This is a genomic window from Sphingobium scionense (assembly GCF_014197035.1).
In the GTDB taxonomy this organism is placed as follows: domain Bacteria; phylum Pseudomonadota; class Alphaproteobacteria; order Sphingomonadales; family Sphingomonadaceae; genus Sphingobium; species Sphingobium scionense.
The window spans coordinates 1-14,382 of record NZ_JACIEU010000009.1; the positions used below are offsets into that span (position 1 = coordinate 1).

11 protein-coding genes and 1 pseudogene are annotated in these 14,382 nt (G+C 63.6%); 7 read left to right on the plus strand and 5 right to left on the minus strand.

The annotated features are described in order from the left end of the window. Positions 1 to 251: 251 nt before the first annotated feature. On the minus strand, positions 252 to 1,136 hold the full coding sequence (locus tag GGQ90_RS11725; protein ID WP_188082340.1) for a bestrophin family protein: 885 nt from the start codon (positions 1,134 to 1,136) through the stop codon (positions 252 to 254). Positions 1,137 to 1,158: 22 nt separating this feature from the next. After that, positions 1,159 to 1,413: a hypothetical protein gene (locus GGQ90_RS11730; RefSeq protein WP_188082341.1), complete on the minus strand. Its 255-nt coding sequence runs from the start codon at positions 1,411 to 1,413 to the stop codon at positions 1,159 to 1,161. A 232-nt stretch (positions 1,414 to 1,645) separates the two neighbouring features. On the opposite strand from GGQ90_RS11730, the gene GGQ90_RS11735 reads away from it, so the two are divergent. From GGQ90_RS11735 to GGQ90_RS11745, 3 genes are all read left to right on the plus strand, one after another. Continuing rightward, positions 1,646 to 2,554 (plus strand): LysR family transcriptional regulator, encoded by a 909-nt coding sequence (locus tag GGQ90_RS11735; protein ID WP_188082342.1) that lies wholly within the window; start codon positions 1,646 to 1,648, stop codon positions 2,552 to 2,554. A 329-nt stretch (positions 2,555 to 2,883) separates the two neighbouring features. Continuing rightward, on the plus strand, positions 2,884 to 5,112 hold the full coding sequence (locus tag GGQ90_RS11740; RefSeq protein WP_188082343.1) for a TonB-dependent receptor: 2,229 nt from the start codon (positions 2,884 to 2,886) through the stop codon (positions 5,110 to 5,112). After that, positions 5,109 to 5,924 (plus strand): sialate O-acetylesterase, encoded by an 816-nt coding sequence (locus GGQ90_RS11745; RefSeq protein WP_188082344.1) that lies wholly within the window; start codon positions 5,109 to 5,111, stop codon positions 5,922 to 5,924. Before GGQ90_RS11740 ends, GGQ90_RS11745 begins: the two co-directional genes overlap by 4 nt. Positions 5,925 to 5,939: 15 nt before the next feature. Here the strand turns inward: GGQ90_RS11745 and GGQ90_RS11750 are convergent, their stop codons facing one another. After that, entirely contained in the window at positions 5,940 to 7,097 is a 1,158-nt protein-coding gene (locus GGQ90_RS11750) for an N-acetyltransferase (RefSeq protein WP_188082345.1), read from the minus strand. A gap of 145 nt (positions 7,098 to 7,242) precedes the next feature. Between GGQ90_RS11750 and GGQ90_RS11755 the strand changes: the two genes are divergently transcribed. Together GGQ90_RS11755 and GGQ90_RS11760 are read left to right on the plus strand one after the other, a co-directional pair. Next, the gene (locus GGQ90_RS11755; RefSeq protein WP_188082346.1) at positions 7,243 to 8,310 is read left to right on the plus strand and encodes a fatty acid desaturase family protein; all 1,068 of its coding nucleotides are present in this window, start codon (positions 7,243 to 7,245) and stop codon (positions 8,308 to 8,310) included. A gap of 333 nt (positions 8,311 to 8,643) precedes the next feature. Beyond that, positions 8,644 to 9,804: pseudogene (locus tag GGQ90_RS11760) on the plus strand (IS30 family transposase). 612 nt (positions 9,805 to 10,416) lie between these two features. Here the strand turns inward: GGQ90_RS11760 and lptG are convergent. After that, positions 10,417 to 11,517: an LPS export ABC transporter permease LptG gene (gene lptG / locus GGQ90_RS11765; protein WP_188082347.1), complete on the minus strand. Its 1,101-nt coding sequence runs from the start codon at positions 11,515 to 11,517 to the stop codon at positions 10,417 to 10,419. A 4-nt stretch (positions 11,518 to 11,521) separates the two neighbouring features. Next, positions 11,522 to 12,733 (minus strand): LPS export ABC transporter permease LptF, encoded by a 1,212-nt coding sequence (lptF, locus tag GGQ90_RS11770; protein WP_188082348.1) that lies wholly within the window; start codon positions 12,731 to 12,733, stop codon positions 11,522 to 11,524. A gap of 137 nt (positions 12,734 to 12,870) precedes the next feature. Between lptF and GGQ90_RS11775 the strand changes: the two genes are divergently transcribed. Together GGQ90_RS11775 and GGQ90_RS11780 are read left to right on the plus strand one after the other, a co-directional pair. Then, the gene (locus tag GGQ90_RS11775; protein ID WP_188082349.1) at positions 12,871 to 13,365 is read left to right on the plus strand and encodes a DUF2141 domain-containing protein; all 495 of its coding nucleotides are present in this window, start codon (positions 12,871 to 12,873) and stop codon (positions 13,363 to 13,365) included. A gap of 7 nt (positions 13,366 to 13,372) precedes the next feature. Beyond that, complete coding sequence (locus tag GGQ90_RS11780) at positions 13,373 to 14,338, plus strand: acylglycerol kinase family protein (RefSeq protein WP_188082350.1); 966 nt, start codon at positions 13,373 to 13,375, stop codon at positions 14,336 to 14,338. Positions 14,339 to 14,382: the final 44 nt, after the last annotated feature.

Sequence of the window (14,382 nt, forward strand, 5' to 3'; positions counted from 1 at the left end):
GCGATCTTCCCCTTCGACGAAACGGCCCATGACCAAGTCTCCCGAGACGCCAGAAAACCCTATCATACAAAGGCGTTTTTACACAGCCTCGGTCGAAGTCTGCCAATCTCCACAGGCGTCATCCTGACGAAAGTCAGGATCCATCGTGCGCTACGAGGGCGAGGGCGCGCTGAATGGATGCCGGGTCAAGCCTGTCCTGAGCCTGTGGAAGGAGCCGGGGTGATGGCCGGTTTGGCGGGCGATCTTTGGCTTTACCAGAGCACGCCGTCGACCGGCTGGACCGGGGGTGGCCCTTCGCGGCCGAGCGTGTCGCACATGTCCGCCTCGATCGTGGTGGTGATGCTGTCGAGCGGGAGGTCGTGGACGTCGTTGCCGAACGGATCGACCAGGTCGTCGCCGATCTGCAGCACGGCAAGGTACATGAAGCCCGCGACCGCCGATCCGACTGGGGTGGCGATGCCCAGCGTCTCGACCAGACCGATCGGCAGAAGGATACAGAAGAGGCGGGTGAAGAATTTGGGGAAGCTGCGATATTGGGCGGGCAGCGGCGTGTTCTTGATCCGCTCCATGCCGCCCTGCGCGTTTGACATGTCGACCAGCAGCCGTTCGATCTGGGTCTGCTGGATGCTGTCGATCCAACCATCCGCGCGCGCCTGTTCGACCCGGCGGCCTGATCCGTCGAGCAGGCCGTTGGCGGGGTTGCGGCGGCTGAGTTCGGGAATCTCCGGGCCGGCGAGCACGCGGCGCACATCGGGCGCGGGATCGATCCGGCGGAGCTGGCAGCGCAGCGCATGGACATAGGCGATGTGGCGCTCGACCAGGGTCTGGCGCAATTCCGCCGTTTCGGTCCGGTCGGGGATGAAGTTCATCACCGCGCGCGCCCAGCTGCGCGAGACATTGACCATCGCACCCCACAGGATGCGGCCTTCCCACCAGCGCTGATAGGCGGAGTTGACGCGGAAGCCGAGGACCAGGGCGAGCGCGGTGCCGAAGATGGTCAGCGGCAGCGCGGGCGCCTTGAAGGGCGAGATGAAGTAGAAGATGGTGACCGCCAGATCCCAGAAGAACAGCGCGATAAGCGCGCGCCATGCGGTCTGGAAACTCTGGCGAATGCGCGGGGCACGTCCGACGATCATATGGGGGCGGTTCTCTAAAAGGTCAGGCGGCGTCCGTGCCGTCGGCCTCGTCCAGCTTCAGCCAGGCGTGGCGCAATGCCATGCCGCCGATGATGCCGACCGCCTTCAGGATCGTCGCATAGATGGTGGGGGTGCTGTCGCTGATCGCCAGCCAGGCGCAGGCGAAGCAGAGCGCCATGGCGGCATAGACGGGCAGCGCCTCGATATCGTTCCAGGCAAGGCGCTGGTTGGCCTTGGGCGTGGGAGCGGCGCGCGTTGCTGCGAGCGTGCGGATCATGACGGTCCTTTCCGAAAATGGGGCCGACGGGCCGCCTTTGTTCGAAAAATGATGCGATGCACAAGCGACGGTCAACGCGCTCCGCGCCCTGCAAGCCAGCCTTGCGATAGCGGTAACTTCAGCAAAATTCCGTCGCATTTCCGTGTCGTTCGGGAGATGTGGCAATGTTTTCATACGGAGCTGCAACCTTGCGCCTATTGCAATGCAGCGTAACGCGCATAGCTTTTTGCGCATGGCCGACCGTTATGCTGAAATCCTGTCCTTCGTGAAAATTGCCGAATCGGGCAGCCTGTCCGAAGCGGCCAGACGACTGGACCTGTCGCTCGCCGCGACCAGTCGCCGGCTGTCGCAACTGGAGTCGCGGCTGGGAGTGATGCTGGTGCGCCGCAACAGCCGGCACATGACGCTGACCCAGGAAGGGCAGATATTCTACGAGAAGGCCGGGCAGGCGCTGTCCGACATCGACCAGGCCGAAAATGTGGTGATGCGCAATGCGACCGAGGCGGTCGGGCCGCTGCGCGTGGTGACGACGCTGCATTCCGGGCGCAGCCGGCTGGCGCCGCTGTTCCAGCATTATGCCACGCTGCACCCGGAGGTCGCGGTGCATCTGGAGGCGGCGGGGCAGGCCGCCAATATCGTAGAGACCGGCCATGATATCGCCATCTGTTTCGATCCGCCGCCCGACAGCGGCCTGATCATGAAACGGCTGGCCGACAATCCGCGCATGCTGTGCGCCTCGCCTGAATATCTGAGCCGACGCGGCGTACCGCGCACGATCGAGGATCTGGCCAGCCATGACCGGATCGTCATCGGCGGCGGGCAGGACATGTGGCGTGCGATCGATGTGGATATGGGGCGGGACAACAGCCGAGCGAGCCGGGTGCTGAGCACCAATGACGGCGAACTGGCACGGCTATGGGCGCTCAATGGTGCCGGTATCGTCATCAAGTCGCTATGGGCGGTGTCGGACGATCTGGAGGAGGGGCGGTTGCAGACGGTGTTGCCCGCCGTGCCGCTGCCGGCATCGCCGATCGTTGCCCTCTATCTGCCGGCGCAGGGCGACAGCGCCAAGGTGCGCAGTTGCCTCGACTTCCTGGCGCGCCATCTGAAACCGGCCGAAGCGACGCCAGCCGCCGCCTGATCCGATTTTGACTATGCGCGATCGGCGCGATCGACTGTCTGCGGACCGTTGATCGCGCCGATCGTGATTCATGGCCGCCCTTCCCGGCAGGAGAGCGTCCGTCATCATGGGAAACTGATCTGTCAGGCCAATTTACCTGACAAGTGATGTGCCTCTCATTATTGGTTAGACCAATATGTTGCGCTGGCCTGATCTGTCGGTTACAGACTTTTCTAAATCTGGAGCCGAGTCCCGAAATGTGGGCTTTGCGATTGGTGCAGTCGGACAAACCGGCGCATCGGCCGGTGGCTCCCGATGACAGGTTTTGAACATAGGATCGGGAGAGGTTGATGAAGCGGCATTCGAGGATGGCAGTCGTGATGGCGAGCCTGCTGGTTGGCGTGGCATCGGGGACGCTGGCGGGTGAGGCTCATGCGCAGGCGGTCGATACCTCGTCCGGCGACATCATCGTGACGGCGCAGAAGCGCGAACAGAATGTGCAGGATGTACCCTTGTCGGTGCAGGTGCTGGGGGAAGCCCAGTTGCAAGCAAACGCGGTGCAAGATTTCAACGACCTGAGCCGGGTGTCGCCGTCGCTTAGCATCCGGCCTGCGGAGAATCCGGCGAGCGCCAATGTCGCCATCCGTGGTGTCGGCACCCTGGCCTTCAGTCCCGGCGTAGAGCCGAGCGTTGCGGTGATCCTGGACGACGTAGCGCTGGCCTTCCAGTCGCGCGCCTTCACCGATCTTTCGGATATCGAGCGGATCGAGGTGCTGCGCGGGCCGCAGACGACGCTTTATGGCAAATCGGCCTCGGCCGGCCTGATCAATATCGTGTCGAAGGCGCCGACCAAGACGCTGACCGCGTCAGTGCGCGGCATGATCACCACCGATGACGAGCAGCAGATCGGTGCGGTTCTTTCCGGGCCGCTGACCGACACGCTGGGTTTCCGCACCAGCGTCAACTATGATGATTTCAAGGGCAATTCGCGCAACCTGGCCGATGGCAAGACGCTGAACGGACGCCGTTATTTCTCCGCCCGCAACAAGCTGCGCTGGAACCCGACGGCTGAGTTGCAGGCCGATCTGGCGATCGATTATGCCGACGGACGGACGACAGCGACGCGACCCTTCATCGAACTGGGCGACAATGCGATCCTGCGCGGCAATCCCGCCTTCACCCAGGATGTGTTCGCGCCGGGTATCACGGTCGGCAAGGACAATACGGACGTGTCGATCGATTTCCCGACCGGCAACACCTATAATGATTTCGCCCAGTCGCTGCGCCTGAGCTATGATACGGGTGGCCCGACGATCATGTCGATCACCGCGCATGACCGCTACAAGTCGCACGACTGGTTCGACAGCGACGATTCCGCGATCACCAGCTTCCAGAATTTTCAATATGGCCATTTCGACAGCGAGCAGTTCAGCCAGGAACTGCGGCTGATTTCGCCCGGCAAGGACCGGTTCCGCTATACGCTTGGCGCCTATTACAGCAATGTCGACATTGGCCGCGACTTCTATCGCGGGCCGCTTTTTTCCAACGCCAATTGGGACGCGACCAATGGCAGCGACCTGATCGCGGGCTTTGGCCAGCTGGAATATGATCCGCTGCCCGGCACGACGCTGATCGCCGGTGGCCGCTACAGCCGGGAAAAGATCGATTATGTGTTCACCGATCTGGCGGCCAGCCGGGTCTATGCGGGGCGCAGCAGCGACAGTTTCGGCACCTACAAGCTGGGCATCAAGCAGGATGTCGCGCGCGACATGAACCTCTATCTCACCTATGCGACCGGGCATAAGGGGCAGGCCTATGACATCTCGTCGGGCTTCAACCAGGCGCGCGCCGACGCCGGCCCGGTGAACCCGGAAAAGTCCGACAGCCTGGAACTGGGCTTCCGATCGCAATTGCTGGATCGCAAGGTGACGCTGAACGTCACGGTCTTCAATTCCAATTTCCGCGATTTCCAGACCCAGGCGGTGGAAAATCTGGCCGACGGGACGCAGAATTTCCGCCTGACCAATGTCGGCAAGGTGCGCATCCGGGGCTTGGAAATGGAAACCAGCATCCGCCCGGTGGCCGGGCTGACCATCAATGGGTCGCTGACCTATCTGGACGCCAAGTTCAAGGATTTTGCCGGCGCGGCCTGTTATGTGAACCAGACCGCGGCGCTGGGATGCGTCGGCACGCCGCCGCGCCAGGATCTGAGCGGCAAAGCGATGCTGATCTCGCCCAAATGGAAGCTGGCGGGCAATGTCGATTATGCCCGGCCGCTGGGGCAGGGGCCGCTGGAACTGGTCGCGCAGGGCGCCGTCACCTGGCAGAGCAAGGTCGTGCCGCTGGACCAGAATCCGCGGACCATCCAGCCGGAATATGCGATGGTGAACATCGCGCTGGGCCTGCGCAGCGCCGACAAGTCCTGGCAGGTGATGGGCTTCATCAACAATCTGTTCGACCAGCATTATCGCTATCTGATCAACGATGTGTCGAACCGTTATGGGACGACGGCAATCCAGGGCTATGTGCCGCGTGATTTCCATCGTTATGGCGGCGTTCGCCTGAGCTACAGCTATTGAACTGGCGGGTTGCCGGGCTGGGCCTGACTGCGCTGATCGGTGCGGCTGGCTCGGCCGGCGGCGCAGCGCCCTTGCCGGACATCTATGTGCTGGCCGGCCAGTCCAACATGTCGGGACGGGGCGCCCTGGCGGACCTGACCGAGCCGGAAAGGGCGCCGGTGCCGGGCGTGATGCTGCTGGGCAATGACGGCATCGTGCGACCGGCGATGGAGCCGATCGACAGTGCGCAGGGGCAGCAGGACATGGTGTCGGAGGACCGGCTGGCGGCGGTCGGACCGGGCCTGTTCTTTGCCCGCGCGCTGATCGCGCGGCAGCGGCGGCCGATCCTCCTGATCCCCTGCGCCAAGGGTGGCAGCGCGATCGGGCGCTGGCGGCCCGGCGGGGATCGGACGACGCTCTATGGATCGTGCCTGGCGCGGGTGCGATCGGTCCGGGGGCGGCTGGCCGGCATCCTCTGGTATCAGGGCGAGAGCGACACGGAGAATGAGACGGCGGCAACGGGCTATGGCGCTGCGCTGGTCGATCTGGTCGGGCATTTGCGGCGGGATCTGGGACGCGCAGACCTGCCGTTCCTCTTTGCGCAGATCGCCGATCGGCCAGCGGCGGCGGAGCATGTCGCGCGCTATCCGGGATGGGCGGTGGTGCAGGCGGCGCAGGGCGACATCAGGCTGCGCTGCGCTTATATGGTGCCAACCGGCGGCCTTGTGCGGCAGGCGGACGAACTGCACCTGGTGACCGATGCCCAGCGCCGGCTGGGCATGGCGATGGCGCGGGCGATGATGGCCTTGCAGGCGGATGGGTGCGGGCGCTGAAGCGCGCCCGCCGCCTTATAGCGTCTTTTCGTAGACCTGATAGATCTTGTTGACCCTGGATTCGATGGCGTCGGCGATTGCGTTCATGCCCTGATTGTCGTCCAGCACCCAGCCGATCTCGCCCCGCGTCGCGCCATAATGGGCCAGCGCCTCGCGGCGGATATATTCGATCATCATGAAGGCGAGCTGGCTGGCCATGCGGGTCGATTGCAGCCGCTGGACCACGCCCATCAGCGGCACGCGCATGGTGCGGACCTGAGGCTTGCGCAGCCAGCGCAGCAGCTTGATCCAGCCGAACGGGAAGAGCGAGCCATTGAGCGGCTTCAACGCCTCGTTGAGATCGGGCAGGGTCATCATGAAGGCGACCGGTTCGCCCTCCAGCTCCGCGATCATGATCAGATCCTCGAACACCAGCGGCTTGAGCTTCTTGCCGGTGAAGGCGACTTCGGCGTCGGTGATGGGCACGAAGCCCCAATTCTTGCCCCAGGCGTCGTTGAGGATGCCCAGGATGATCGCGGCTTCCCGATCGAATTTCGCCTTGTCGACCTTGCGGATGGTGATGCGCGGGCTCTTTTCGCCCGAGGCGACGATGCGCTCGATCAGCGGCGGGAAATTCCTGGTGATGTCCAGTTCATAGGTCTTGAGCTGCTTGACCGGCTGATAGCCGGCACCTTCGACCATCGGCTGATAGGCGGCGCTGTTATGGCCCATCATCACCGTGGGCGGATGATCATGGCCCTGGATCAGCAGGCCCGGTTCTTCCCAGATCGACAGCGAGATCGGGCCGAGCACGCGGGTCATGCCCTTGGCCTTGAGCCAGCCTTCGGCCCCGGCGATCAGGGCGGCGCCGGTTTCGGCATCCTCCGCCTCGAACAGGCCGAAATTGCCGGTGCCCGGACCCATGCCCTGTTCGACCGGCTGCGCCAGCGCGAGCTTGTCGAAATGCGCGGAAATGCGGCCGACCACCTTGTTTCCGCGCCGGGCGAGGAAATATTGGGCCTCGGCATGGTCGAAGAAGGGATTCTTGCCCGGCGTCAGCAGGCCGTAGACTTCGGACTTGAGCGGCGGCACCCAATTGGGATCATTGGCGTAGAGCCGCCAGGGCAGGTCGACAAAGGCCTTGAGATCGGCCTTGGAGGAAACGGGGGTGATGAGGAGATCGGTTGATGCCACGGCGCAGGCCCTTGAAGAAATGTGTCGAGCAGTTCGGCGCTTGTTTGCGGAATGTCAATCTCGGGCCGGGGCAGGGGCGCTAAGAGGGTGAATATGTCACGTTGCTGCCACGATTGCAGCGCATTTGGAGTGTAGGGAAGACCGCATGACTGTGCATGATCCCATTTTGGCCGCCGCGTCGCGCACGCATTCGGCGATTCCCGATGATACGAAGATGCTGCGCGCCGCTGCCGAGTTGACGCGCACCCTGTCGACCGCGAACTCGGCCATCTACTGGCCCGATCTGCTGCTGTCGGCGCTGGTCGGTTATGGTGCGCTGGCCGGCGCTATTCTGGCCCAGAATGTGGCGATCGCGATCGGCTGCGCCCTGCTGTCGATGATGGCGCTCTATCGCGCGGCAAGCTTCATCCATGAGCTGACCCATATTCGCAAGGGCGCGCTGCCCGGCTTCCGCTTCGGCTGGAACCTGCTGGTCGGCATTCCGCTGATGATCCCGTCCTTCCTGTATGAAGGCGTGCATACCCAGCACCATGCCCGCACCCGTTATGGCACGGCGGAAGACCCGGAATATCTGCCGCTGGCACTGATGAAGCCCTGGTCGCTGCCCCTGTTCATCGTGGTTGCCGCGCTGGCGCCGGTCGGCCTGATCCTGCGTTTCGGCGTGCTGACGCCGCTGAGCCTCATCATCCCGCCGCTGCGGCGCAAGGTGGTGGCGGAGTTTTCGGCGCTGTCGATCAATCCCGCCTATCGCCGCCGCGCGCCCGAGGGCGATTTCGCCCGCATGTGGCACTGGCAGGAAGCGGGCGCCTGCCTGTTCGCGCTGGCGCTGGTCGGCAGCGTGTTCGCCTTCGGCTGGAAGCCTTTGCTCGTCTATATGGCGATCCATTCGGCGATGACCGTCATCAACCAGCTGCGCACGCTGGTCGCCCATCTGTGGGAGAATGAGGGCGAGGCGATGACCGTGACGGCGCAATATCTGGATTCGGTCAATGTGCCGCCGCCTGGCACGCTGCCCGAACTATGGGCGCCGGTCGGCCTGCGCTATCATGCGTTGCATCACCTGCTGCCGAGCGTGCCCTATCATAATCTGGCGGCCGCGCATCGGCAGCTGATGGCGACGCTCGATATCGACTCGCCCTATCGCCAGGGCAATTATACCGGCATGTTCCCGCTGGTCGCCAAGATCGCCCGGAGCACGATGCACGCGCGCTGATCGCGGTGGAACGGGACAGGAAAGAAGGCCGGTGGAAACGCCGGCCTTTTTTTGTTTGGTGGACGGGAGAGGGCGGGGTTGCGAGGCGAAGGTTGCGTGACGCTTTTGCTGTGATCGGTTGGTCATGATCTGGCCGGCAAAGCGGGGATCGGACCTGGCTTCCAGATCAGGGAATGTCCGAGCAGGAAAGCTGCGCACCGGGGACGGTGGAAAGCGACCATCTCGCGCCGGTGGATTGCTTCGCTACGCTCGCAATGACGATGTTGGGCTTTGACGGTGGGTTCAACGGGTGGCGACAACACTTTAATCTTTTGAGGAAGATGGAGTGTCGCGATGAAGCAGCGTCGTCGGATCTATTACACGGCCAGCCAGCGAGCGGAGATATGGGACCGCTGGCAGCGCGGGGAATCGATGAGTTCGATCGGGCGACGGTTTGATCGAGGGGCATCGTCGGTATTTTCGGTGATTTCGCCGACCGGCGGTATTAGGCCGGCCGATCGCAAGCGTGGCCGCCTTGCGCTGAGCCTTGCCGAGCGGGAGGAGATATCGCGGGGCCTGAGCGTGAGCGAACCCTTGCGTGCGATAGCACGGCGACTGGGCCGCGCGCCTTCGACGATCAGTCGTGAAGTCAGGCGTAACGGCGGCCTTGCACGGTATCGGGCGACCGCGTCCGATCAGGCAGCATGGGACCGTGCCTTGCGACCCAAGTCCTGCAAGCTGGCTTGTTCGCCGCCACTGGCCCGGGCAGTATCGGCCAAGCTGCGCCGCAAATGGTCACCGGAACAGATTGCGGGGTGGCTCAGGCGCAGCTTTCCCGAGGAGCCGCACAGGTAGGTGTCACACGAGACTATCTACAAAAGCCTGTACATACAGGCGCGCGGGGTTCTGAAGAAGGAACTGCTGGAGCATCTGCGCGCCCGGCGCACCATCCGCCGGTCCCGGCACGCCAGCCTCAAGCGCCATGGGCTGGGCCAGATCAAGGATGCTGTGTCGATCAGCGAACGCCCCGCCTGTGTCGAGGACCGCGCCATTCCCGGCCACTGGGAAGGCGATCTGATCGGCGGCACGAAGAACAGCTACATCGCAACGCTGGTCGAACGGCATTCGCGCTATGTGATGCTGGTCAAGGTCGCCAACAAGGATACAAGGAGCGTCGTGTCGGCGCTGATCAGGCAGACGCAGCGCCTGCCGCGCGAACTGTACAAGTCGCTCACCTGGGATCGCGGCAAGGAACTGGCCGACCATTCCCGCCTCACACTGGCTACCGATGTCGAAGTCTATTTCTGCGATCCGCAATCGCCCTGGCAGCGCGGCTCCAACGAAAACACCAATCGCCTGCTGCGGCAATATTTCCCCAGAGGAACAGATCTGTCGTTATACAGCCAGGCCCAGCTGAGTGCCGTTGCCCGGCAACTCAACGAACGGCCAAGGAAAACGCTCGAATACCAAACACCCGCAGAGCGTTTCCAAGCCTGCGTTGCCGCCACCCGTTGAACCCACCACGGCTAACGACCATTCACAGACGATTTACCTGACCTGCTTATAGTGGCAGCCCGACAGTTAGGAGTTCTCGATGGGATACTCGAAAGAAGAGTGGGTGCAGTTTGCTGAGAACCGTCGGCGCGATGCTGGCAGAACATATAATGACGGGGACGAATTTGAAGGCGTCGGCGCAGTCTGCGTAAATTGCGGCGCACCTGTTGGTAGCGATGGGCAGATTGGCGAGGATGCTGCCATCTGCGCCGCTTGTGATTGAAAATGACAAGAAGCGGACATGTTCCCAGTTCCTCCCCAAGCTTGCTTGGGGAGGTGGCAGCGCGGAGCGCTGACGGAGGGGAAATGGCGCAAGCGCAACGCTATTGCCCCTCCACCGCCTTCGGCGGTCCCCCTCCCCAAGCGAGCTTGGGGAGGATTTCGGACAGTCCCCTAACCACCCAACTCCGTCACCCCAGCGAAGGCTGGGGGCTCAGGCGGTGGTAGAAGGAGGGCGGACCGTCTCGCTATCCGTTGACGTGGCGTGCATCTGCCTGAGATGCCAGCCTTCGCTGGCATGACGAGATTTGCCAGCCGCTGACCACCCCTATTCATCGCTCCGCCGAGGACGCGCTATTCCTCGGTTCTGAACAGCACTGTCTCGCCGAGCAGCAGGAAGAGGAGGAAGGGCGCCCAGGCGGCGAGGATGGGCGGGTAGGCGCCCAGATTGCCCATGGCGAGCGAGAAATTGTCGGCGACGAAATAGGCAAAGCCCAGCGCCATGCCCATCACCGCGCGCAGGAAGAGCTGGCCCGAGCGTGCGAGGCCGAAGGCGGCGACCGACCCTAGGATCGGCATCAATACGGCCGAGAGCGGCCCGGACAGCTTGTGCCACAGGCTGCCTTCCAGTTCGGCGGTCGGCCGCCCGGCATCGTGCAGGTCGCCGATCGCCGCCTGCAACTCGCTGAAGGTCAGCGCGTCGGGATCGACCTTGGCCAGAGTGAACTGGTCGGGACGGATATCGCTGCCGAAGCGGACGGTGCCGACATTCTGGAGCGTGCCGCGGGCGACGTCGAACTGGCGTGCGCCTTCCAGCACCCAGCTTTTGCTGGCGGCGTCATAATGGCCTTTGGGCGCGGTGATGATGGTGGTGAGGCTGTTGTTGATGCGGTTGAAGATCTCGACCTTGCGCAACTGCACGTTGGTGCCATGGCCCGCGACGATCGCCGCGGTGACGAGATTGTTGCCGTCGCGCACCCAGGGATTGGTCTTGATGCCGCTGTCGGCCGGGACCGGGCCGAAATCGACCGCCTGCCATGCGCTGAGCATCGCCGTCGAGCGCGCGACGATCCGTTCGTTGAAGGCGTAGCTGAGCAGCGCGACGCCGAAGGCCGCGGCGACCAGCGGGGCGAGGATCTGCTGGGCGGAAAGGCCCGCCGCCTTCATCGCGATGATCTCGCTATTCTGGTTCAGCGTCGCCAGCATGATGAGCGTGCCGAGCAGCACCGAAAAGGGCAGGAAGCGGGCGACGATCTGGGGGGCGCGCAGGCCGACATAATGCCAGAGCTGGGCGTCGCCATTGCCCGGATAGGCCAGGATGTCGCCCGAATTGCCGAGCAGGTCGAGCATCTGGAGCACGACCACCAACATCGCAAGCACCGCTAGGGTGCGGGTCAGGAACAGGCGGACCATGTACCAGCCGACCTGGCGCGAGGGGAAGAAATCGAACTGCATGGGGTCAGGCTGCTCCCTTGGCGGGCTCGCCGCGTCGCGTCACGAAGCGCAACAGGCGGCCGATCTGCTTGCCGAGCTTGGCGAAGGCATATTCCAGCGCGGCGATCGGCTGGCCGCCGGGGCGATGGGCGATGACATGATACATCCAGAAGATCAGGCCGGAGGCCAGCACGAACGGCGCCCACAGCGCGATGATCGGGTCGACCTTGCCCAGCGAGCCGATGCTTTCGCCATATTGGTTGATCTTGTGATAGGTCACGATGAAGACGATCGAGAGGAACACGCCGAGCGCCGAGGTCGAGCGCTTGGGCGGGATCGCGAAGGCGAGCGCCGCCATCGGCAGCAGCATCATCATGACCACTTCGACCATGCGGAAATGGAAGTTGGAGCGGACCTCGTTGCGCAGCTTGGTGGGCGTGGCGGGATCGCGCCCCATCGAGAAGAGTTCGGGCAGGGTCTTTTCCCGATCGACGTCGCGGCCACGGAAATTCTCGATCTGCGGCAGGTCTATCGGCAGGTCGTGGCTGGAGAAGGAGAGGATGCGCGGCGTCTTGTACTTGGGTGCGTCGTTCACCAGAACGCCGTCGCGCAGGCGGAAGATGATGGTGTCGGGATCGTCGGTGGCAAGGAAGGCGCCCTGTGCGGCGGTGACCGCGACCGACTGGCCATCCTTGCCGACGGCGCGCACGAAGATGCCGCGCAGGTTGCGTCCTTCGTCCAGGCTGCGTTCGATGCGCAGCGTCATGCGCTTGCCCAGGTTGGTGAACTCGCCGACCTTGATCGATGCGCCGAGCGCGCCCGAACGCAGTTCGAAGCGCAGCGCTTCATAGGCATGCCGGGAAAGCGGCTGGACCCAGCCGACGATGCCGAGGTTGAGCAGGGCAAGGGCGAAGGCGAACATGTAGGGGACGCGCAGCAGCCGGCCATAGGACAGGCCGACGGCACGCATCACGTCGAGTTCGGAGGAGGTGGCAAGCTTGCGGAAGGCGAGCAGGATGCCGAGCATCAGCCCGATCGGAATGCCGAGCGAGAGATATTCGGGCAGCATATTGGCGAGCATGCGCCACACGACGCTGACGGGGCCGCCTTCGGCCGCGACAAAATCGAACAGGCTCAACATCTTGTCGAGCACCAGCAGCATCGCGGCGATCACCAGCGTGCCGAGAAGCGGCAGGGCGATCAGGCGGGCGAGATATCGGTCGATGGCGGTCAGCATTTCTCTATGTCGTCGTCCCATCACCATGTTTTGGCCGCAAACCCCGCCCATATGCGAGTCAGCTAATAAAAGAGTCGCGGGGCGAACAGGGGCTCGCCGCTCGAACATATCGGGCGGCTATAGCTTCCAGGAGTCTGATGGTCATGTTGAAAGTTGCAGTGGGTCTGATGCCGGTGGCGGTCCTGTTGGCCGCAACGCCTGCCATGGCCCATGGTCAGGAAATCACGAACGATCTGTCCCGTTGTGCCGCATCGGCCAAGGGGCCGGCGGTGCTGGTCGATGTGCGCGGCTTTGCCGAGGCGACCGGCCGCGTGCGCCTGCAATCCTATCACGCCACCAGGGCGAGCTGGCTGACCAAGGGTGAGTGGCTCTATCGGATCGACAATGTCGTCCGTCCGTCCGACGGCGCCATGCGGTTCTGCATGCCGGTGCCCGAAGCGGGCAAATATGGCATTGCGGTGCGCCATGATCGGGACGGCAACGGCAAGACCGACATTTCGCGGGACGGCGGCGGCTTTTCCAACAACCCGTCGATCAGCATCTTCAATCTGGGCAAGCCATCGGTCGACAAGGCCGCCTTCTATGCTGGACCGGGTGTGACCCGGATCACCATCAACCTCAAATATATGTAAGGTCGTCATGGTCCGCGTCGCGCTCCTGTCCAATCCCAAGTCCACGGGCAACCGGCAAACTTTGCCGCGCGTGCGCAGCTTTTGTGCCAACAACCCGGACATCTTCCATTATGAGGTCGAGCATGCCGACCAGATCGGCCGCGCTCTGCAGACGATCGCGCGGGTCGATCCGGCGGTCATCGTCATCAATGGCGGCGACGGGACGGTTCAGGCGGCGCTGACCGAACTCTATCAGGGCGAGCATTTTTGCGGTCGGGTGCCGCCGATCGCGGTGCTGCCCAATGGCAAGACCAACCTGATTGCACTGGACCTCGGCATCCATGGCGACCCGATCAAGGCGCTGGAGCGCATCGTCGAGATCGCCAAGTCGGGGCTGGGCGACCATGTCGTGCAGCGCGAGCTGATCGCGCTGACCGACGGGCAGACGACCCGTCCGGTGCTGGGCATGTTCTTAGGGGGAGCGGGCCTGGCCGACTATATCCTCTATTGCCGGGACAAGATCTATCCGCTGGGCCTGTCCAACGGGTTCAGCCATTTCCTGACCGCGCTCGCCGTGCTGGCGTCGCTGGTTTTCGGTATTCGTGCCCGATTCCTGCCACAATCCAGCCACCCGGTCAGCATTTCGCTGATGCGCGAGGGGCAGTTGGCGGGGCGCTTCTCGGTCCTGATCGTGACCACGCTGGAGCGATTGCTGCTGGGCGTCGATCCGGGTGACAGCCGCCGCGGCAACATGAAGTTGATGGCGGTCGACCAGAGCGTGTCGGCGCTGCTGCGCCTGGTGTGGGCCAGCGTCTTCGGGCGCATGGGCAAGCAGCAGATGCAGGGCATCCATCTGGAACAGGGCGACACGATCCGTATCGAAGGCGCGCAGAGCAGCGTGATCCTGGACGGCGAAATCTTCCGCGCGTCGGAAGGCAAGCCGATCCTGCTGCGCTCGACCGAGCCGGTGCCCTTCCTGCGCCTGGCCGCCTGAGATCGGCTGAGCGGCGGGGCACATTCGGCGCCTGCTGAATGGAC

Bases quoted from the DNA above. Each gene is read 5' to 3' on its own strand.
- lptF (WP_188082348.1), bottom strand. From the start codon at position 12,733: ATGCTGACCGCCATCGACCGATATCTCGCCCGCCTGATCGCCCTGCCG.
- GGQ90_RS11740 (WP_188082343.1), top strand. From the start codon at position 2,884: ATGAAGCGGCATTCGAGGATGGCAGTCGTGATGGCGAGCCTGCTGGTT.
- GGQ90_RS11780 (WP_188082350.1), top strand. From the start codon at position 13,373: ATGGTCCGCGTCGCGCTCCTGTCCAATCCCAAGTCCACGGGCAACCGG.
- GGQ90_RS11725 (WP_188082340.1), bottom strand. From the start codon at position 1,136: ATGATCGTCGGACGTGCCCCGCGCATTCGCCAGAGTTTCCAGACCGCA.
- GGQ90_RS11775 (WP_188082349.1), top strand. From the start codon at position 12,871: ATGGTCATGTTGAAAGTTGCAGTGGGTCTGATGCCGGTGGCGGTCCTG.
- GGQ90_RS11755 (WP_188082346.1), top strand. From the start codon at position 7,243: ATGACTGTGCATGATCCCATTTTGGCCGCCGCGTCGCGCACGCATTCG.
- lptG (WP_188082347.1), bottom strand. From the start codon at position 11,517: ATGCAGTTCGATTTCTTCCCCTCGCGCCAGGTCGGCTGGTACATGGTC.
- GGQ90_RS11735 (WP_188082342.1), top strand. From the start codon at position 1,646: ATGGCCGACCGTTATGCTGAAATCCTGTCCTTCGTGAAAATTGCCGAA.
- GGQ90_RS11730 (WP_188082341.1), bottom strand. From the start codon at position 1,413: ATGATCCGCACGCTCGCAGCAACGCGCGCCGCTCCCACGCCCAAGGCC.